Annotated in this window: 14 protein-coding genes; all 14 read right to left on the reverse strand. The window is 56.7% G+C overall.

What is annotated here, in order from left to right; genetic code table 11:
* Nucleotides 1-171: 171 nt before the first annotated feature.
* The 14 genes from LVD10_RS09760 to LVD10_RS09825 all read right to left on the reverse strand — a co-directional run bounded on the left by LVD10_RS09760 (nucleotide 172) and on the right by LVD10_RS09825 (nucleotide 20,186).
* Nucleotides 172-1,338 carry a nucleotide sugar dehydrogenase gene (locus LVD10_RS09760; RefSeq protein ID WP_237063433.1) on the reverse strand — a complete coding sequence of 389 codons (1,167 nt, stop codon included), beginning with the start codon at nucleotides 1,336-1,338 and terminating at the stop codon, nucleotides 172-174.
* A 178-nt stretch (nucleotides 1,339-1,516) separates the two neighbouring features.
* Nucleotides 1,517-2,428 (reverse strand): UTP--glucose-1-phosphate uridylyltransferase GalU, encoded by a 912-nt coding sequence (galU, locus tag LVD10_RS09765; protein WP_237063435.1) that lies wholly within the window; start codon nucleotides 2,426-2,428, stop codon nucleotides 1,517-1,519.
* A gap of 205 nt (nucleotides 2,429-2,633) precedes the next feature.
* A complete protein-coding gene (locus LVD10_RS09770) occupies nucleotides 2,634-3,887 on the reverse strand; it encodes a capsule polysaccharide biogenesis protein (protein ID WP_237063437.1) in 1,254 nt (417 codons plus the stop codon).
* Between the two features lie 442 nt (nucleotides 3,888-4,329).
* Nucleotides 4,330-5,337 (reverse strand): phytanoyl-CoA dioxygenase family protein, encoded by a 1,008-nt coding sequence (locus tag LVD10_RS09775; protein WP_237063439.1) that lies wholly within the window; start codon nucleotides 5,335-5,337, stop codon nucleotides 4,330-4,332.
* A 488-nt stretch (nucleotides 5,338-5,825) separates the two neighbouring features.
* The gene (locus LVD10_RS09780) at nucleotides 5,826-7,919 is read right to left on the reverse strand and encodes a capsule polysaccharide biogenesis protein (RefSeq protein ID WP_237063441.1); all 2,094 of its coding nucleotides are present in this window, start codon (nucleotides 7,917-7,919) and stop codon (nucleotides 5,826-5,828) included.
* A complete protein-coding gene (locus tag LVD10_RS09785) occupies nucleotides 7,910-8,854 on the reverse strand; it encodes a glycosyltransferase family protein (protein WP_237063443.1) in 945 nt (314 codons plus the stop codon). Before LVD10_RS09785 ends, LVD10_RS09780 begins: the two co-directional genes overlap by 10 nt.
* A gap of 985 nt (nucleotides 8,855-9,839) precedes the next feature.
* The gene (locus LVD10_RS09790) at nucleotides 9,840-11,573 is read right to left on the reverse strand and encodes an SLC13 family permease (RefSeq protein WP_237063445.1); all 1,734 of its coding nucleotides are present in this window, start codon (nucleotides 11,571-11,573) and stop codon (nucleotides 9,840-9,842) included.
* Between the two features lie 131 nt (nucleotides 11,574-11,704).
* A complete protein-coding gene (locus tag LVD10_RS09795) occupies nucleotides 11,705-13,951 on the reverse strand; it encodes a glycosyltransferase (protein WP_237063447.1) in 2,247 nt (748 codons plus the stop codon).
* 88 nt (nucleotides 13,952-14,039) lie between these two features.
* Complete coding sequence (locus LVD10_RS09800; RefSeq protein ID WP_237063449.1) at nucleotides 14,040-14,834, reverse strand: sulfotransferase domain-containing protein; 795 nt, start codon at nucleotides 14,832-14,834, stop codon at nucleotides 14,040-14,042.
* Complete coding sequence (locus LVD10_RS09805; RefSeq protein ID WP_237063451.1) at nucleotides 14,831-15,829, reverse strand: sulfotransferase family protein; 999 nt, start codon at nucleotides 15,827-15,829, stop codon at nucleotides 14,831-14,833. Before LVD10_RS09805 ends, LVD10_RS09800 begins: the two co-directional genes overlap by 4 nt.
* A 65-nt stretch (nucleotides 15,830-15,894) precedes the next feature.
* Nucleotides 15,895-16,950 (reverse strand): UDP-glucose 4-epimerase GalE, encoded by a 1,056-nt coding sequence (gene galE, locus LVD10_RS09810; RefSeq protein WP_237063454.1) that lies wholly within the window; start codon nucleotides 16,948-16,950, stop codon nucleotides 15,895-15,897.
* Between the two features lie 65 nt (nucleotides 16,951-17,015).
* Nucleotides 17,016-18,149 carry a hypothetical protein gene (locus tag LVD10_RS09815; protein WP_237063456.1) on the reverse strand — a complete coding sequence of 378 codons (1,134 nt, stop codon included), beginning with the start codon at nucleotides 18,147-18,149 and terminating at the stop codon, nucleotides 17,016-17,018.
* A gap of 53 nt (nucleotides 18,150-18,202) precedes the next feature.
* Nucleotides 18,203-18,985, reverse strand: coding sequence for a hypothetical protein (locus LVD10_RS09820; RefSeq protein WP_237063458.1), 783 nt, complete (start codon nucleotides 18,983-18,985; stop codon nucleotides 18,203-18,205).
* A complete protein-coding gene (locus LVD10_RS09825) occupies nucleotides 18,978-20,186 on the reverse strand; it encodes a hypothetical protein (protein ID WP_237063460.1) in 1,209 nt (402 codons plus the stop codon). Before LVD10_RS09825 ends, LVD10_RS09820 begins: the two co-directional genes overlap by 8 nt.
* Nucleotides 20,187-20,188: the final 2 nt, after the last annotated feature.

The raw sequence follows: 20,188 nt of genomic DNA on the forward strand, positions 1-20,188 counted from the left end.
CCATGAGGCTTATGTCCCGCTTGCAACCACGTAAGGTGGTGGGGGCAGAAGGCCGCGCAGTCTAGCAGAGTGGCGGGCAGATTGGCAGCTTATTTTTTAACCAATCGAATTTGAAGGAAGCACGGCCCCCCGGTGCCAGAGACAACCGGGGAATGCCAGTCAGGCGGACGGTCAGTCGCGTCCGTACAAGTCGCGGGTGTAGACCTTACCGGCAACATCTTCCAGTTGCGGGCACATGCGGTTGGCCACGATAACATCGGCACGGTGCTTGAACGCCTCGAGATCGTTAATCACCGGGGAGTTGTAGAAGCTGTCACCCTCATATGAAGGTTCGTAGACGATCACCTCGATCCCCTTGGCCTTGATCCGCTTCATAATCCCCTGGATGGAGGAGGTGCGGAAGTTGTCGGAACCTGCCTTCATAATCAGCCGGTGCACGCCAACAACCTTCGGCTGCAGCTTCAGGATGGATTCCGCCACAAAGTCCTTACGGGTCGAGTTGGCATCAACAATGGCCTTGATCAGGTTGTTGGGCACATCCTCATAGTTGGCCAGCAGCTGCCGGGTGTCCTTGGGCAGGCAGTAGCCGCCGTAGCCGAATGAGGGGTTGTTATAGTGATCGCCGATACGCGGGTCCAGGCCGACACCGCTGATAATCTGGAAAGTATCCAGGCCATGGGTTTCGGCGTAGGTATCCAGTTCGTTGAAATAGGCCACCCGCATCGCCAGGTAGGTATTCGAGAATAACTTGATCGCCTCGGCCTCAGTGGAGCCAGTCATCAGGATTTTCACATCCTTACTGAGCGCGCCCTGCAGCATCAGCTCGGCGAACAGTTCCGCCTTCGGCGACTCGCCGCCGACCACAATCCGCGAGGGATACAGGTTGTCATGCAGCGCCTTGCCCTCGCGCAGGAATTCCGGGGCGAAAATAATATTGTCGTTGCCAAAACGCTCACGGACTTCCCGGGTAAAGCCCACCGGGATCGTGGACTTGATCACGATGGTGGCGGCCGGATTGATAGCCGTCACATCCTCAATCACTGACTCAACAGTGCTGGTATTGAAGTAGTTGGTCTCGGGGTCATAGTCCGTCGGCGTCGCCACGATCACAAACTCGGCGCCCTCATAGGCCTGGCGCTTGTCCAGTGTGGCGGTAAACTGCAGCTCTTTCTCGCGGAGGAACAGCTCGATCTCAGCATCGACGATCGGGGCAACTCCCCGGTTCAGGCCTTCCACTCGCTCGGGGACCACATCCAGGGCCACAACTTCATTGAACTGCGCCAGCAACAGCGCATTGGAAAGCCCCACATAACCGGTCCCGGCCACGGCGATTTTCATATTGGAACCTCTTGGAATCTCTTCTTGCCTCGCAGCAACCATTGCGCGGGTACAATTTGACAGGAGCCTGTCCTGCTGAAAGTGCGCAATTCTACGAAAAAACGCCCCTCCGGAATATAGGTCGGGCCCTTAAAAGGGCCCGACGGGTCGAAAACTGGTCAAATGGCCAAGTAGATTACTAAACAGCCTCGACCACCGACTGCTTCGCGTCTGCCAGGAAGCCCTGCAGTTCCTCGCCCAGGTCGGGGTGGCGCAATCCGTATTCGATCTGGGCCTTCATGTAGCCCAGCTTGTTGCCACAGTCATGGCTGCAGCCAACGATCTGGTAGGCTTCGACCCGCTGGCGGGTAAGGAGCTGGTCGATGGAGTCGGTCAGCTGGATCTCGCCACCGGCGCCGGGCTGGGTCTGCTCCAGCAGGTTCCAGATCTCCGCAGGCAACACGTAACGGCCTACCACAGACATGTTGGAAGGGGCTGCGTCGACACTGGGCTTCTCGACCAGGCCGTCAATCTTGGCGGTGCCGCCGGCGTGCAGCTCGGCACCCAGGCAATCCACAACGCCATATTTGCTGACCTCTTCCCAGGCCACCGGCTCCACCATGATCTGGCTGTGACCAGTCTGCTCAAAATTGCGTACCATGGCCGCCAGGTTATGGGCCGTCGGGTCAGCCCGATACTGGTCCACCAGCACATCCGGCAACAGCACTGCAAAAGGATTGTCCCCTACCACAGGGCGGGCGCAAGCAATAGCGTGCCCCAGGCCCTTGGCCTGCGCCTGGCGCACGGAAATCACCGTAACGTCCTCGGGCACGATCGAGCGTACATCGTCCAGGATCTGGCGCTTCAGGCGGTTCTCCAGCTGCGCTTCGAGCTCAAAAGAGGTATCGAAGTGGTTGGCGATGGCGTTCTTACTGGCGTGAGTAACCAGGACAATTTCCTTGATCCCGGCACTCACCGCCTCGTTGACCACGTACTGGATCAGCGGCTTGTCCACAATCGGCAGCATCTCTTTCGGGATAGCCTTGGTGGCCGGCAACATACGGGTTCCCAGGCCAGCCACCGGAATGACCGCTTTTTTTACTTTGTTCATTTTCTCTCCTGATAATACTGGTGTGAATTCCATTTCACTGTGCGGGCCCTACCCGCTGTTAAGAGAATGCCAGAGGCACCCGTGACTCACTGTCACCCGAATTAGGAATCCGCTTCGCCGGTCGCGCCTAATGGCCGCAGCACTCCATAATGCAAAGCTTGCAAGATACATCCCCGGCAAGCAACCGGCCATAAATCACACTGCATTACAGCCCACCATGTAGCGGACTGGCAGCACCCGCTGCCGGTGCCGCCACCCGCCGGCCACTGCCCACCACCGGTAGAATCCTCATGGTGGCTGCATCTACCGCATGGCCAACCTGCTTGAAGAAACTGCCATCCAATTGTGTCAGTTCATAGAGATACTGGCGGAAACGCCGGAAAAGCCGGAAGTCCACCGGATCGGCGTCGCGCCAGAAGCTGTCCAGGTCTCCCCGGTGGGTAAGGCCGGGCAGGTCGTAGAGGGCCCGACCGATCAGTTTTGTCGGCACCCGGTGCAGCAGCGCCGAAATTCCCACAGTGCTGTTGATGGTCACCAGGCCCTTGGCATGGTCCAACAGTGTGGGCAGGTGCAAGTCGTGGCAGTATATCACCCGCTTTTCAACGTTCTGCTGGACGGCCAGGGTGCGGATCAGGCGTCCGTAGTGGCAGAACCCCCGGTCCATGGGGTGGTGCTTGATCACAAGGTAATCACTGGCGTCCGCATTGGCGGCGAAAGATGAGATCACCTGGTCGATGGAATGCTCAATCGACAGCAGGTCGGAATGGGTACGCAGCTGGAAGTCGTCCCGGGTTTGCAGCGGCAGGAGGTAAAAGCGACCGGAAAGCTCTCCGGCCAGGCGCGGCAGGATCGAGCGCTCGGTGAGCTTGTACAGGCCCTTGCGGTAGAAGCTCCGCAGCCAGCACAGCCCCTCGGCAACCCAGCTCCGCCCCCGGTGATGCTGGTAGTGGGGAAACTTCCCCTGGGCGAAACGCGTGAACAGGTAGTAGCGGCAGGCATACTTGGTCCGCTGCCAGAAAGTCAGCCCCACCTCGAGCGAGGGCTGCCGGCCACGGGGCTCAAACGAATCTATTGCAGAGAGGGACCAGTCGGTACGGGAGTTGGCATTGACCCCGTACCACTCAAAGGTGACGAAGTCCGGCCGCAGGTAACCCTCCTCGAACACGCCGAAAGCCACTCCCAGCTCCTCACACACCTGCCCGGCTACACGGTGATAGTAGCGGCAGTCGCCATACACAAACACGGCATTGATGCGATGCTCAATCAGGTAGGCACGGATAAAGGAAGGCCAGTCGCGATATTGCCCGGTGTAATCGACCTGGTGATCCGCCCAACCGAAGTGGCGGTCGCCACCATTGAAGTTGATTTTATGGGTCTCAGTCCCCTGGCGCGCCAGGCGCCGTGCCAACTTGGCAAAGAAAGGCCCCAGCGGCCCCTGTAAAAAGACGACGGATGACACGATTCCCCCACACCGGTCCCGGGCCAGGCGGCCCGATTCCCCGGAATACAGCGGTCCCGACACCCGGTTCCGCGGCAATCCCCATTGCCAGCGGAAACGTTTTTACGGTGTCGCAAACCGCCCCCCATTTATTATGCGGCTGTGCCGCCGATCAGTGGCTGCCGGTTCCGGCGGGGTATTGCTACCAACGCCAGTGCCGTACAGAGTCCCCGACCACTGATCTCCCCATTGACCGCTCAAAAAAACAGCAGCCTTAGTATAATTTCGTCGGTTATTCTACCGCTAATCTGGTACTTAGTCCGCAGTTTGTAATGCGATGTAATGGTAGTAGCAGAAAGAAGTTGGATTGCCGGCAGCCAGACAGACCAGCGTCCAGCCGCCCACTACTATGAGCTAGCAATCGCCGTTCCAGAAAACGGCGGCGGGGTGAATTTCCCGGGATTCAGCGGCTGAAACGGCCGGTAAACCTGCGCTGCTCGCCTGCAAGCTCGCGGGGCCCATCCAGCCGGCGCAGCACTCGTTCCCACACCCACTCAAAGGCGCGCCCGGCAGCCCGGGGAATGGGGGTAAAGATAGGGTTGAACGGGTTGTCCCGCGCCTGCATCCAGATCGTCATGCGGTGGGAGGCCGCGTTAGCCTCGCCGCGGCGGTGAAAGCCATAGACATTGGCAACCAGCAGGGTATTGGCCGGTACACGGAAAACCCGCGGTGCAAAGCCCATTTCCGTAAGCTCCTGCGCGCTGACCCGGAAAGAGCCGTCCCAGTAGCGCCCCGGTGCCCGGGCCTCGCCCTTCTTGCAGGCCTCCAGGCTCTGGCGGTACTCCCACTTTAGCCTCGCCCAGCCCAGCCGCTGGGATCCCGGCACATAAACGAAAGGACCATTCCTGTCGTCCACCGGGTCAAGGTACAGCCACCCTTTCACACAGGGATGGAAAGTATCCGCGTGCATATCGCGCTGTGGATCCGGTCGCGGAGTCACATTGGCGTGATTGCACAAATTTTCGACATAAAAGAGCGGCGGGCGGTTCTTGGAGGAGCAGTAGCGCACCAGGTGATCGAGACGCGGGTCATTGGCGAAGGCAGCCATCTGCGGCGTCCCATTCCGGACCTCATGCGTCATAAAGGTGCGCTGGGTGAGTGTGGTGCCCTCCACGGTCTCACGCACCTCGCCCTCGTAATGCAGGAGCTCATCCCGCAGGCGCTGGAACTGCTCCGGCGGCAGGAAGTTTTCCTTCAGCACATAGCCATCGCGCAGGAAGGCCCGGCGATCTGCAGCGGGCACCAGGGGAGCCAGCAACAACAGGCGAAAGCGGAACAACCCATGGGCAATCACCACACGCAAAACGTGCAGCCCGCAGCGGTTCAGCCAGTAACTGCCGATAACCGGGTTGTTCTTGAAACTCTTGCCCCAGGCGAGCAGCTCCACGAGCCACAGGGGTAATTTCCACAATTTCGTCAGCCTGTGTGCCGGCATTAGTCTTTCTCGATCAATAATTTGTTCAAGCCGGTACCGGCGCGCTGGCCCATACCGTAGGAGCGGCCCATGGCCGCGATCCCAACTCGCCAGTCCCACCAGGTCGCGGCCATGGGCCGCTCCTACAACAAGAGGAACCCGGGAATCCCAGGCGGGTAGCGCTTACATACCGCACAGCACACACCCTGCAACAAGGTTTAAACCCCACACCCCGTAGGAGCGGCCCATGGCCGCGATCCCAACTCGCCAGTCCCACCAGGTCGCGGCCAGCGGCCGCTCCTACAACAAGGGGAACCTGGGAATCCCGGGCGGCTAGCGCTTACACACCGCGCAGCGCACATCCTGCAACAAGATTTAAACCCCAACCCCGTAGGAGCGGCCCATGGCCGCGATCCCAAATCGCCAATCCCACCAGATCGCGGCCATGGGCCGCTCCTACAGACATCATGAGATATTTCTGGATGCTACCGGCGCAAGAATGCATTGCGGTAAAGGCGAAATAACCGGCGCCCGATGGCCAACGGGCCCGATGGCGCTGGTCGCTCGCGTTGTTGCTGCAACAGGCGTACTGCCGTCTCGGCATTCACCAGCTCGCCCGTGTGCGGATCGCAATACACCGGGTACAGCAGCAACACACCGGCCACCAGCTGATCAATCTCCAGGGTTCGCCCCCGCCTTGCCAGCACGGGTGCGGGATCAAACTGCCCGGCCCGCGCGTCGGCCACAGACTGGAGTTTATCCCTGGCTACCGGATCCAGAAGCAGGTCCTCACTCACCCCCCAGCCCGCATAAAATGGCAGTCCGTAAGTGACCACTTTGCGCCCGCGCAGTAGTGCTTCAAAGCCGCTCAGGGAGCAGAGGGTATGCACCTCATCCACCTGCTCCAACAATTGCGGCATGGCAGCATCGGTAATCTGCCGGTCCCACAATTCCGTTGCCGTAACGGCACCCCTGCGGGCGCCGGCCACCACATCCGGGTGGGGCTTGTAGACAATAAATGCATCGGGGTTGAGCGCACGCACAGCGCGCAGCAATTCTTCATTGGTTTTCAGCAGCGGCGAGCCACCGGCAATGGACGCATCGGTTTCCACCTGCCCCGGCACCAGCAGTACTCGCTGCCCGGGTGCCGCGCCGAGGTCCGTTAACTTCCCAGCCTGGCCCACGTTGTATTTACTGAGCCGCGCGCTTACCAGTGACTCGCGCAGGGCACAGGCGCGCGCTAGCAGGGCCCGGTCGAATTCTGTTTCCGCCAGGATTGCCTCCAGGTCACTGGCAGCCCGGGCATCGTAATAAATGCCCCGCGCATCCAGCACCAGCGACAGGGGCCGGACCAGGTCGGCCCCCAGCCCCACCGAGCGCAGGAAACCATCCTCCATCCGCCACAGCGGCATGCCCGCATCTTTACATGCGCGCACCAATGACGGTGCCAGCCCACTGGCCCACGCCGCTACGCGAGTTTGGCTGGCCCCCTGCCGTGCCCGCACCGCCGCCGGCCGCGCAGGGGCAAACTCCAGTGTGCTGGGCCGCCCCAGGAAATCCGGCACAAAGCGCCTTTTCCACGGCGAGAAACCCAGCCCCAGCCAGCAATCCCCCAGCCGCGCCCGCTGGCGTTTCTGCTCTGCCAATAGCGCAATGGTGTCCTCGAGTTCACAGCGCTCACCGGTATAGGGGTTGATATAGCGGCTGTAACGCAGGTAGGCCGCGCAGAACACCTGCTCCAGGCTGCGCGGCACACCCCGGCGCTCGCAGTGCTGCCGGTCTTCCGTCAGCCCCCAGCCGGCATAAAAAGGCAGGCCGAAGCAGTGCACTTTCCTGCCCGCCAGCAGCGCATCAAAGCCCATCTGGCTGGTAACCACATAGACTTCGTCCACCACGTCCAGCACCGCCCAGGGTGAAATATCTTCGGCCAGTACACGGCAGCCGTGCTCCCGCGCCAGCTCCAGCAGGTAACCGCGCTTCTTGCCAGCAATAACATCCGGGTGCACCTTTACGCACACCTCAGACTCCGGATGCTCGGCAATGGCCGCCTCCAGCATCTGCCGGAAACTGTCGGCACCGGCCCCGCCGAATGTCACCGCCGCATCCCCCAGGGTCTGGTCCACCACCAGCACCCGCGGGCGATCGGGCCATTGCAGTGGCATATCCGGGGCGCGGTTATACTTGGACAATCGGTAGCGGCGTAACAGCACCATACACTCGCGCGCCCGCTCGATTTCACTTTCGCTGAAGTCCGCGTCGCGAACCAGGGTTTCCAGGTCACTGGGGTGGGTGGCGTCGTAATAAATACCGCTGTGGTCCACCACCATACTGTGGGCTGGTGCCCCACTCACACCCAGCTCCAGCGAGCGCAAGAAGCCGTCTTCCAGACTGATATAGGGCAGGTCGCGGGCAGCGGCAATGCGCCGGGCCTTTTTCGCCGTGGGCTTCAGGCCCCAGCCGGCAATATGAGTGACATCCCTGCCCGGCCGCTGGAAGAAAAACCGCGCGGGTGCCTCAAGCAATGTATCCAGGTGCCTGATCCGGAGAATACCCGGTGAGCAGTAACCGACTACAGGCATGCGCGGGCCCCCTCCAGCAACCGCTGACGCAGGGCAGCATCATCCACCAGGCGCAGGATCGCTTCCGCCCAGGCCCCCTGCTCCATGGGCACCAGCAGGCCGTTTTCACCGTCGCGGACAATATCGCCGTAAATATCGCCCCGGGCATAAACGCCCACCGCGCCGGCCAGGGTGATATCAAAAAACTTGGTGTGGGCGCGGGCACGGTTGAAACGGTTATCCAATAGCGGCGCCAGGCCAATGGTACGGCCCGGCCGCTGTACCAGGGCGCGATAGGTGGGCCATTTCATCGGGTGCAATACGTGGACCCGCGGCAGGCCGCGGAACAGCCGGTTGACCGCCGCATTGCCGATCACCTCGAACACCAGCTTCTCATTGCGTTCCAATACCTCGGCAATTACGGGCCGCAACCAGCGCAGGTCGGCACCGTGGGAGGCGGAACCGTGGTAGAAAACTGTCATAACCGGGGGGGATTCAGCGGTTCCCGCACCGGCCAGCACTGGTTCCGGCGGCCGGGCCGGCAGCAGCTGCGGCTGCCAGTGGGCATATTTCGATTGCAGGTAGGGAGTGGAAACCAGCAACTTTGCGCCCTGTGACCTGAGCCAGCCTCGGTGACGCCAGCTAAGGCGCAACAGCTTGGCCTGGTAACGCAGCGGCATGCCGATAAAGGCCCGCCAGTCGAACAGGTCATCGTCCATAAACAGGTAGAGCCCGGCGATGGCGGCCCGGTGCTGCGTGACCAGTGCGCGCCAGGGCCCGGGCAGGTAGCGCACAAACACCACCGTCGCCCCCTGCAGTTCACCCGCCGTGGGCAACTGGGAAAAAGTCCGGCGCAGGGGCGTGTAGCCCTGCTCCCGCAGGAAGGGCATCACGAAATAATCGGTGGACGGGTTCTCCCCCTCTTCCACCACAAAGCAACGCTTATCCCCCGGCAAAAAGCACTTCCCCAATATTATTATTGATTCACATTCTGTAGGAGCGGCCCATGGCCGCGACATCATAGTCCGATCACAACCCATCGCGGCCGCTGGCCGCGACCTAACCGCCCCGCTACCAGAACTCCAGTCGCGGCCATTAGCCGCTCCTGCAGCGAGCTTATCTTTATCATCACCCCGTAGGGGCGCACCTTGTGTGCGCCCAGGTCCCAGAACCGGGAATGGGCGGACACAAGATCCGCCCCTACGACAATCTGGGACCTAACCGCTAAAGGGGAATACCAGACGAACCCGGGATCCTATTCTTTCCACTCTCCCCGTAGGAGCGGCCGCTGGCCGCGACCTAGCCGCCCCGCTACCAGAATTCCAATCGCGGCCATGGGCCGCTCCTACAGCGAGCTTATCTCTTATCATCACCCCGTAGGGGCGCACCTTGTGTGCGCCCAGGCCCCAGAACCGAGAATGGGCGGATACAAGATCCGCCCCTACAGAACCCTGGAACCTCAACCGCTAAACGGGAATACCAGACGAACCCGGGATTCTATTCTTTCCACTCTCCCCGTAGGAGCGGCCGCTGGCCGCGACCTAGCCGCCCCGCTACCAGAACTCCAGTCGCGGCCAGCGGCCGCTCCTGCAGTGAGCTTATCTTTATCATCACCCCGTAGAGGCGCACCTTGTGTGCGCCCAGGCTCCAGAACCGAGAATGGGCGGATACAAGATCCGCCCCTACAGAACCCTGGAACCTCAACCGCTAAAGGGGAATACCAGACGAACCCGGGATTCTATTCTTTCCACTCTCCCCGTAGGAGCGGCCGCTGGCCGCGACCTAACCGCCCCGCTACCAGAACTCCAGTCGCGGCCATTAGCCGCTCCTGCAGCGAGTTTATCTCCTATCATCACCCCGTAGGGGCGCACCTTGTGTGCGCCCAGGCCCCAGAACCGGGAATGGGCGGACACAGGATCCGCCCCTACAACAATCAGGGACCTAACCGCTAAAGGGGAATACCAGCGGCAACAACACCAGTACCGTAACCGAATAAGCAACGGTCAACGGCAGACCCGCACGCAGGAAGTCCCGCAGGTGATACCCGCCCAGGTTCTGCACCATCAGGTTGGTCTGGTAACCGAAAGGGGTCAGGAAGCTGGCACTGGCCCCATAGGCCACCGCCATCACAAACGGCATCCAACTGACGCCGAAGCTCTCCGCCAGGCTCCACGCCAGCGGGAACGCCAGCGCCGCGGCGGCGTTATTGGTCATCAGCTCGGTCAGCGCCAGGGTGAGGAAGAAAACCCCAACCAGGCCCACATAGGGCCCGGCATCCGCCACGGTCCCCCGCAGGGCCAAGGCCAGCCCATCCGCCAGTCCGCTGCCGGAAAACGCCTCCGCCAGCACCAGCGCACTGGCAATAATCAGCCAGATCTGGAACGGGAAGCGGCGCTGCAACTCGGTGGTGGAAACAATATTCAGGCTGATCATGCCCCCGAGCAAAACCACCAAACCTTTCAACAGCGAGAAATAGCCCAGCGCCGCGCCGGCCACCACGGCAGCAAAGCCAAAGCCCAGCAGCCAGCTATCGCGCCGCGACAGCTGCCGCTGCACCTTGCCACCGCTGATCACATAAAAGTTCTTGTCGATATTGCGGTGATGCTTCCAGTCGGGCCCCACCGCCAGCAACAGCGCATCACCCGCGCGCAGCTCGATCTCCCCCAGCTTGCCGGAGAGGCGCTCACCGCCGCGGCGCATCGCCACCACGGCGGCATCGAAGCGGGTCCGGAACTGGCAGCTCTTGAGGGACTCACCCAGAATACTGGAGTTGGGTGTGAGCACCACCTCGGTCAGGTTCATCTTCAGCTGTTCGTCTTCCAGGGCAAACACCTTGAGGCCCTGGATATCCTGCAGCCGCCCCAGGTCTTTTACATCGCCACTGAAAATCAGCTTGTCGCCACTGCGGATGATCTCGGTAGGCGCCACCGGGCTGATCACCGTGCCACCGCGCACAATCTCCACCAGGTACAGCGTCTCCAGCTGGCGCAGCTTGTTCTGCTCCACGGTATGGCCATGCAGCGGCGAATCCTCGATCACTTTGGCTTCCAGCAGGTACTCCATCACCGGCTCACTGGCCACCCTGCCTTCCGGCAACAGGCGGTTACTCAGCAACAGCACCGCCAGCCCCACCAGGGTGGCGGCCAGACCCACCGGCAGGAAGGCAAAGAAGTCCAGCCCGGGCAGGCCCCGGTCCAGCACAAAGCTGTTCACAATCAGGTTGGTGGAAGTCCCGATCAGGGTAAGCGTGCCGCCCAGTATGGCGGCATAGGAAAGTGGCAAAAGCAGCTTGGCGGGCGGGTAGCGGCGCTGCGACCGTACACTGGAGGCCAGCGCTGCCACCACCGCCGTATTATTCAGGAACGCCGAACTCAGCGCCGTGGTACCGATCAGGCGCAGCAGGCTGCCCTTCAGTGAACCATTGATCAGCCCATCAGAGATCGCCCGCAGCCAGCGCGCCTTCTCCAGCCCGATGGAAGCCAGAATCAGGGCCACCAGCGTAACCAGGCCCGGGTTCACCGCCTTCTGTAAAACGGATTCAGCCGGCACCAGGCCGGTCAGGAAGCACACGCCGGCAGCCGAGGCGAATACCAGGGATGGGCGGGTACGGGTAAAAATCAGGGCGCCGATCACCAGGAGGAAGATACCGGCAACGACGAATTGGGTCAGTGTCATAAGTTATTGTGCCGGTCTTGTATTTGGTTGGCTGCCTACATTTTAAGCAACCGGCTGGTTCGGGCAATTATGCCAAATCTACCGACGCAGCCCAAAGTACTTAGCGCTATCGACATATAGCCATCAGGGCGCTATCTCAGCGAGAAATCCTCATAAATCAGTGTCAGGTTGGGATTGTATGCGGGATCTGAGTCCAGCACCTGCCCCCAGCGCCTGCGCATGTACTCCGCCTCGCGCTGGGCGCGACGGCGCTTGGCCATGGTATCGTCCGCACCCCGGGAAACTGACTCATGATGGTAAAGTTCCGCATGGGGAGTCCACAGGTTGCGGTACCCGGCCTCGCGAACCTTCAGGCATAGGTCAACATCATTAAAGGCCACTGCCAGGTTCTCCTCATCGAGGCCGCCCACCTGTTCGAAGATGGACTTGCGCAGCAGCAGGCAGGCACCGGTTACTGCTGACAGGTTCTGTACCAAATGCAGTCGCGAGAAGTATCCATAGTCATGGCGCTGGAAATACTTGTGAGAGTGGCCAGCCACTCCGCCAATACCCAGGATCACCCCAGCGTGCTGGACGGTGTCGTTCGGGTAGTAGAGCTTGGCACCTACACAGCCGATTTCCGGGCGGCAGACCTGGCCTACCATCTCTTGTAGCCAATCCTTGTTGATTGGCTCGATATCGTTGTTGATCAGCCCCAGGATCTCACCCTTTGCCAGCCGCGCCCCGAAGTTATTAATGGAGGAGTAGTTGAAGGGGTGATCCCAGCGATGCACTGATACCCGTGGATCGGAACTCACTTCCTCAAGATACCGCAGCGTCCTGGCGCAGCTACTCTGGTTATCCAGGATCAGCAACTCGAAATTTGGGTAATCTGTGCGGGACAGCAGCGCATCCACACAGGGCTTAAGGATCTCACAACGATCCCGTGTCGGCACTAGCAAGCTGACCAGTGGCGCTGGCTCTGGCACGGACCAGCGTAGGCTGTAGGTATTTGGGGCAGTACCCGGCTCCACCCGTGCTGGCAGATTCTGCCGCTTAAGATAGTCTGCCACCGCCCGCAGCCCCGCCTTCATGGCATAACCCTTATTGGCCCCCGCCAGTGCTGTAGAGCCCTTGGCGGCTCGCCAGTGGTAAAGCACTTCGGGGATATGTACCACTGTGCTTTCACTCAAGTGGGGCAAACAACGGAGTAGCAGGTCGTGATCCTGACTGCCCTCAAATCCCTGGCGGAAACCACCGACCTTTCGTACCAGGTCGGTCTTCAGCACCATCAGGTGGCAGATGTAGTTCTGGGAAAGAAGCAGGTCCGGGTTCCATGCGGGCTTGAAGTGCGGATCAAACCGTTCGCCTGCTTCGTCAATCTTATCTTCATCGCTGTACAGAAGCTGGGCGCGGGGCGCTTCTTCGATAGCCTCAGACACCCTGGCCAGGGCATGGGGCACCAGGGCATCATCGTGATCCAGCAGCGCGACGTAGTCCCCGGTCGCCAGCTGTAACGCGCTGTCACTGGCCGCAGAAATATGCCCGTTTTGCTCCCGGCGGCGCACTTTTATCCGCGGGTCCTGGGCAGCATATTGCTCCAGCAGACTGCCTACCCTCCTGTCCGGAGATGCGTCGTCCGCTACGCAAAGTTCCCAGTTCTGATAGGTTTGCCCCAGAACTGAATCGATACACTGCTGTAACAGGGAAAGGTCGCTGTTATAGGTGGGCAAGAGGATAGAGATTAAGGGACCGCCTCCTGTAGAGGAGAGTTCAGCTGGCCCGCGAGATCGTTCCACCTCAGCGATCCAGTCGTGATAGTCCCGCCCGTGGTTCCTGCGCTCAAATGTTTCGCTATAACGAGCCCACGCAAACTCCTGCCATGGCTGTCCCCGCTCGCCTGCCTGATGCTTTAGCGCCGAGCGGACCTCCTCCTTAGTCAGGCCGCGATAACAGATGTGCATATTCGCCAGCCGCTGCACCAGCCTGTCCAGGCCGAACCAGGAACTCAGTCGAACTAACTGCAAGTGTCCTACCGAGAAAAGACCAGGGGCTTCTAACGGATCGAATCGCACTGCGCGGATTGCCGCGGGAAAATACAGCAACCGCTTGGAGACCTTGCCGGCCCGCAAGGGCAAGGAGTACTTCTCGTCTTCACTGAAGCCATTGCCGGAATCAACGTATAGGCAAACGTCGGCCTCATTCTTCTGGCACTCCAGCTGGAGCTCCAGCATGTACCAGCCAGGCCGAAACCTGCCGGGCACCACCTGGAACTGGGGGTCAATGCCGGTCGAGCGCCACTGGTAGCCATCCCCTCCATCTGCCGCCACCACGTCGGTGGTGGGCCGCAGTCGAGCTAGAAGGTTCACCCTGAAAAATGACTTAAAAAATTCAATCACGGCTTTGGTCTTAAACTGGTGCTAAATAACATTATCTAATTGGGCGCAACGGCAGCGGCCCGCCCCACGCGAGCCCGCCGTGCGCCATTCAGGTGACGAACTGCCTGTACCAGCCGGAATAGTCTTGCCCAAGCAACTTGGACAGCTGGTCGATCTCATCACGGTATAGGTTTGCCGCGAACTCAAGGAGGCTCTCTCTCAACGGGTGCTGTTCGCCGGCAAACACCCGCTCGGTAAAGAAGCCCGGAGGGAAATCATCCCAGGCGGAAGGGTCCACACCAATATGCCGACTCACTGTATCGAGTGCATTCCTGGGGCGCTCCAGTAATTCCTGGTAGTCCAGCAGCAGGAAATTATCCCTCGGAAAAAACTCAAACCAGTTACGCAAGCATGCAGAGTAATTACTTCGCGCGCGATTGCCTTTGAGGTTCAGCTGCCACCGGAAAAATTCATCGGACAGGTGCTCCGGCTGTATGGCCTGTCCCTCGAAGCGGGTCTCCTGCAGCATCCGCAGGTTCATCAAGGCCAGGGACCAGGCCCGCTCAATCGGATTGCGCATAATAAAGATAATGGGCAACTCGCCCGAGAAGCCACGCACGCGCCTGATCATTCGCCGAGGCAGAATAGCGTAGGCTGGTGTAATATCGCCCCGAGCTGGGCCCGGAAGGCCCGCATACAAGTCACTGTACCAATCAGTGCCCTTATCGTAGTGCAGGTCCCAGAAATGAACTTCTTTCCGACCGGGGAAGTTCACCTTTGGATGCGCACTGAGCTTCTCGTACAGCCAGGTGGTCCCCGCCTTTTGGGCACCGATGCAAAGAAAGTCCGGGCCCTGCCGCCTTTCGCCGGCAGCCGGAAGCAGCACTGAGGGCAAAGCACTCAACTTGATGCCTCCTCAAGCTTGGTAGCCCGCCACTCGGCATGGGTCATCCAGCGTTCTAGCTCTGGAAACTGAATCGGTTTTGCGTGCAGGGGCTTTACATCATCCACCACCCGCACCTGAATGACGTCCGAGGGAGCCACATCCAATGCCTTCAAATCCAACTCATAACCGCACTCGCCAGTGGGGTGAACCCCCGGCTTTTGCAGGTGCTCGCGGTAGATACTGGCCTCGACCTGTGCGATCACCTTCCCGTTTACCTCAACCTCTACCGTGACAGGCCGGGCGTGGTGCACAGCCCGCGCCCAGCCACGGAGCACACCCGTGCGCAAAATATCGAGGTTCACCGCACCGCGGCCCTTGGTGATTCGAGTTTTATCCAGGTAGTCAGAGGGGTTCGGAGAGATAAACCGAAGTGCTGTCTCTAGTTCTTGTGAACTAGGCTCCAGACCGGCAAAGTCGACCAGTTGCTCGACAAACTCGCGCTTGTAGCGGACTACCTTGTCAGACGAGACCATCATTGCAGGAGATTCGGTACGCTGGAGAAACTCAACAATCTTGCCATAATCATCAAGCGCCTTACGCAGCCCGACCTTCATGTCCTGCTTCATCGAAATGGCATTGCGGTTGGCAATGGAGAACAGATCACGGAACACAAAGATAAAATGGGGATTTCGCAGTTCCTGCTCCAGGAAATCGAGTCGAGAGAGAGTCGAAGGCCGCTTCCAGCCCCACTGATCATGCGATGCGTTATAGGCAGATACCACATCCTCGAAAGCTTCTTCCGACTGCCCCTCAAAGGACAGGCTGAGCCGCAGGTCTTCGAATACCGGTGGGTGACAGCGCTCGCCCATAGGCAGGCCCAAGGCAGCAAGAGCACCGGCAACTATCGAGGTGCCCCCGCGCGCTACGCCTACTACCACAATCGTGCGCGGGCCGCCTGGCTTTGGTTCTGCCACGACGGCAGCGCCCTTGTTTACCAACGCTTCAGAGTTCATTTACTTCTCGAATTATATCTATCAGCGGGACCTGTAAGCGAAGGTCGCCCGCCACAATTACCTTGTTAAGCAACCGAACTATCGGGCTGTGCTTCTTTAGCATTAGAGCGATACCCATTCGGGTTCTGGCTCTGCCAACGCCAGGTATCAGCCATCATTTCCTCTAACCCGAGTTCAGCATTCCACCCCAGAAGCTTTTCAGCTTTGGTCGCGTCTGCCCAGAAGGCAGGAAGGTCGCCGGGCCGACGGGGCGCGATGCTATAGGGAATCTTGACCCCAGATGCCTCTTCAAAGGCCTGGATAATCTCAAGCACAGATGTGGCCTTGCCAGTTCCGAGGTTAAATGCCTCTGCACCCGTGTTATTTTTCACCCAATCGAGTGCCTTTACATGCCCCCTGGCCAGATCCACCACATGCAGATAATCGCGCTCGCAGGTGCCATCGGCAGTCGGGTAGTCATCCCCGAAAACCGACAGCTCGGCCCGCTTGCCGACAGCTACTTGGGCGATGTATGGCAAGAGGTTATTGGGAATACCCTGAGGATCTTCACCGATCAAGCCAGAAGGATGCGCACCAATAGGATTAAAGTATCGCAGTGATGCGATCGAAAGCTTAGGAGCTGCATTTGCAGCATCCTTCAAAATCTGCTCAACCATCCACTTACTAGTGCCATACGGGTTGCTAGTGCCACCCGTTGGAAGAGTTTCGACATATGGCACAGGCGCATCGATCCCGTAAACAGTGGCGGAGGAGCTAAATACTAAATTTTGTATACCAGCCTCGCGCATTGCATCAATCAGGACAAGACTACCTGCCACATTATTCTGGTAGTATTCGACGGGCTTTAGAGAAGACTCGCCGACGGCCTTCAATCCAGCACAGTGTATAACCGAAGATACAGATTGCTCCGAGAGCACCACATTTAGTATTTTCGAATCACGAACATCACCTTGATAAAATTCAATATCTTTTCTCGCCATGCTTTTTAAACGATAAAAAACATCAATAGCACTATTAGCAAGATTGTCCAGAATCACTACATCCATGCCTGCAAGACCAAGCTCTATAACAATATGACTCCCTATATAACCAAGCCCGCCCGTCACCAAAACTGTACTCATCTGCACAACTCAATTTATAACCAAAATGAAAAATATGATACCTGGCGGCAGACTACTAAAAGCCCTTAGGCGCGCCCCTCAAGCAATTCGACAGGGACACCTGCTTGCGAAAGAAAACCAGATTGCCTGAGAACCTCAGGAGCAACGCTCTTAAGAATCCTAAAAATACTACGCCTAATTGCCATTTTATCCGGCGGAGTAACACGATAATCATCTTCCAAAGCCAACCAACTTTCTTTTATGAAATCAATTAGAATGCCGCTCTCTATACGATCAAAAACAGCCTCCAGCATAGAAAATAGCTTGACAGAGGACTTAGCACCTCCGGAAAGAGACGAAGACAAAATCTTGGAAGCCCTATCAACATCGCCTATGTTCAGATAACAGCTAGACAGCGTATAAATATACGAATCACTATCTCTTATATTGGCGGCCCAAGCCCTCTCAAATTCATCCAGAGCAGACGTTGAATAAGGAGAATATATTAATCTTATAAACTCAGACAAGAACTGAAAATGTTTATCCTGCTCCGGCAAAAACGTGTTCGTGAAGAACTCAATATTTGAGGCGCTAACCAGACGCCTTGCTCCGTAATGGATAATCAAAGGTTGGACAACAGCGTGCTTAACACCTTCAAACATTAAAACACAACTATTATTGAGCCCAGCAAACTCCAAATAAGACAGATGGTCGTGGATAATCTCATCCCCATAAAGTACTTTCTTTTTAGCGGGACTCAACATAATCTTGTCTTTTAACTCATAAAATCTCTCTATATTTTTAGCATGGCAATCCGCAGAATAGATAGACGCGCAATATCGAGGGCCGGAAGGGGATAGAGAGATTACATTATCCGCACCGAGAAATGCTCCATAGAGAAGCGCACCATAACCTCCCATTGAACACCCAAAAGTCGTGACCTTTCCATCAGCTTTTCTTAGTTTAGCCACAATATCAGATAGAAATTCAATTGAATCAGATAATTCTCCTACACCATCGATGCCAAATTGATAATAGCTCTCACGAGAAGAATTCATAAGTATGACGTTAGCACCAACAGACTGCAGTTGCTTATAGTACTGAAACCTTCCAGGAGGATTATTAACGCCTGAGAATGCCAAAACAACATCATTCGAATTAGGGTTCTGAAGAACCTTGACGTAATCTGTAACTTTTTCTACTGAGCTAAAATCGCTCATAATCAACTAACGCTCATCCAAACTAAAATGCTCACATCTCCGGAGAGAGGCCATCAAACACCCTCGAGATACAAATGGCTATAATTAGAATCTATTTTAGCCATTCGACTCAAAACTTCCGAAAGCGTACTATTTAGCCTTGCAATTGTCTCTTCTTTGAGCTCTTTTTTATATCTACCAGGCATAGTATCGGAGCCAGACCAGCGATTCCCAACCCACTTAGGGTTTCCAGCTAAATTCTCTACTCTTTCCGGCTCTACCTGCTCTCTTAATTCATCTGACAGGTCCACACCAACAAAGTCCGCGGCGGCATCTACAAACCCATCAAAATCCAAACAAAGCTGAGCATAGGTGAGCAGCTTATAACGATCCCGCAACTCATTTATTAGCCACCAAAAGTTATCATAATATCTAATCTCGGCTGCAGCCTGCTTGAGCACCCAAGAGTCAATCCCTTGCTCTGCAATTCTTCTTCTTCTCTCATTCAATACGTCCTCACTAACTCCCGGAGCAGGGTGGCTCTGGGTCCAATGAAACATATTACAAAGCCGATCTCTTGGATCCCTAAAATTCAATGAGAAATCGTAATTAGAAAGGGTTGTCTGCCGATTAAAATCTATCGGCCTATTAAAAACATGGAACTTACCGTCCTGCGGTACCGTAGAATCCCTAAGCTCTGCCAATCTGCCGTCAAGCATGAAACGATCAACAAACTTGCTTTCCCGCTCGCAATAGCCTCCGAGGCGACACAGTATACGGATCATGGATCCTGTTCCGGACGTCGCAGAAGCAAAAAATATTTTCGTTCTCATTTCACAAGACTCAAGTTCACTCAAGCTCCAACGCCTCCTTATAAACCTCTACTTTCTTAGATATTAGCTCTCCGTGAGGCCGTAATTTTTTGGCCATACACATAAACTTGTATGCGACCTCAATATCTCGCCCTTCCCAATAAAGAGCTGTGTCTCGCAAAGTAACAGCATCAAACTCCATCTCTTGACCGCCCATCAGCAACCCCTTAAAGCAGTCTATAGCATGTACCCCTCGATTCCGAAGATAGTCATAGATACAAAGTCTGATATGAAACGGAAGTTGCTGAGATTGGCGAACTAAGCATGTCAGCATTTCATGATTAAAGCCTCCCCCCGTATTCGTTGGGAAGTCCTTATCACAGCATTCATCTCCTAACATATCTCTTAACGCATTATTTTCTTCTTCTAATTCCGCTCGAACAGCCTGCAGTTCATCATCGGATAATAGAAACTTTCTATCATCAAAGTCGAGCTCTGAATTAAAGTGATGGATATCATCTCGCAAAGGGTTCAACTTGCCGTCAACTATACTCGGATACTGGCTATTAATATAATTAATCAACCTAACTGTCTCGTCACCCAGGCCCTCGTTGGCATTAACAGTATTTATATATGTCGCCTGCTCAGCAGCGATCAATTCGAGAAAAAAACCAACCGGCCCAAAAGATGACTGACAAGCTCTTTCGAACGAGTAAAACTCAATTTCAGGAAAAATCCCTTTCAAATTTCTTATTAACAGTGATGCCTTTGGAACGGAAATTTTACTCAGGCTTTCTTGCCCCCCCTTAATGTTTTGCTGAAGCATAGAACATAGAAAGGAGTATGGCCTTCTCACAAAGGAAATAACTCGTACTCTAAATCCAAAATTACTTAAATAATCTCTAAACTTAGCTAACGACCTCTCGGAGAGGATCGATATATCCTCGCCTGAAAAAATTAGCTTTTCATGTCGCTCGAGGCACTCATCTAGCTGACGCCTGTATTCTTTGTTTACCTCTTGGACATCAACGTCCCAACGAACATTAATATGGTACGTGGATGGCGACTCTGAAAAAAGGCTATATATCGGTATCGAATGATTTTCAATTGTGCGCCCATCAAGATTAAAGACAGGATATTTATATCCCGTTTTAGACAACATGCAATCCGCATTTCTCGCGAGCGTTGACTGTATCGTGGATGTCGCCGTTTTATGAAGCCCTACGTGAACTATAACCTCTTTCATTT

Source organism: Microbulbifer zhoushanensis (assembly GCF_021729055.1).
GTDB classification, from domain to species: domain Bacteria; phylum Pseudomonadota; class Gammaproteobacteria; order Pseudomonadales; family Cellvibrionaceae; genus Microbulbifer; species Microbulbifer zhoushanensis.

What these genes read in the sequence shown, in the direction of transcription:
- LVD10_RS09805 (WP_237063451.1), bottom strand. Translation starts at nt 15,829, where the DNA reads ATGAACTCTGAAGCGTTGGTAAACAAGGGCGCTGCCGTCGTGGCAGAA.
- LVD10_RS09815 (WP_237063456.1), bottom strand. Translation starts at nt 18,149, where the DNA reads ATGAGCGATTTTAGCTCAGTAGAAAAAGTTACAGATTACGTCAAGGTT.
- galU (WP_237063435.1), bottom strand. Translation starts at nt 2,428, where the DNA reads ATGAACAAAGTAAAAAAAGCGGTCATTCCGGTGGCTGGCCTGGGAACC.
- LVD10_RS09825 (WP_237063460.1), bottom strand. Translation starts at nt 20,186, where the DNA reads ATGAAAGAGGTTATAGTTCACGTAGGGCTTCATAAAACGGCGACATCC.
- LVD10_RS09780 (WP_237063441.1), bottom strand. Translation starts at nt 7,919, where the DNA reads ATGCCTGTAGTCGGTTACTGCTCACCGGGTATTCTCCGGATCAGGCAC.
- galE (WP_237063454.1), bottom strand. Translation starts at nt 16,950, where the DNA reads ATGAGTACAGTTTTGGTGACGGGCGGGCTTGGTTATATAGGGAGTCAT.
- LVD10_RS09790 (WP_237063445.1), bottom strand. Translation starts at nt 11,573, where the DNA reads ATGACACTGACCCAATTCGTCGTTGCCGGTATCTTCCTCCTGGTGATC.
- LVD10_RS09760 (WP_237063433.1), bottom strand. Translation starts at nt 1,338, where the DNA reads ATGAAAATCGCCGTGGCCGGGACCGGTTATGTGGGGCTTTCCAATGCG.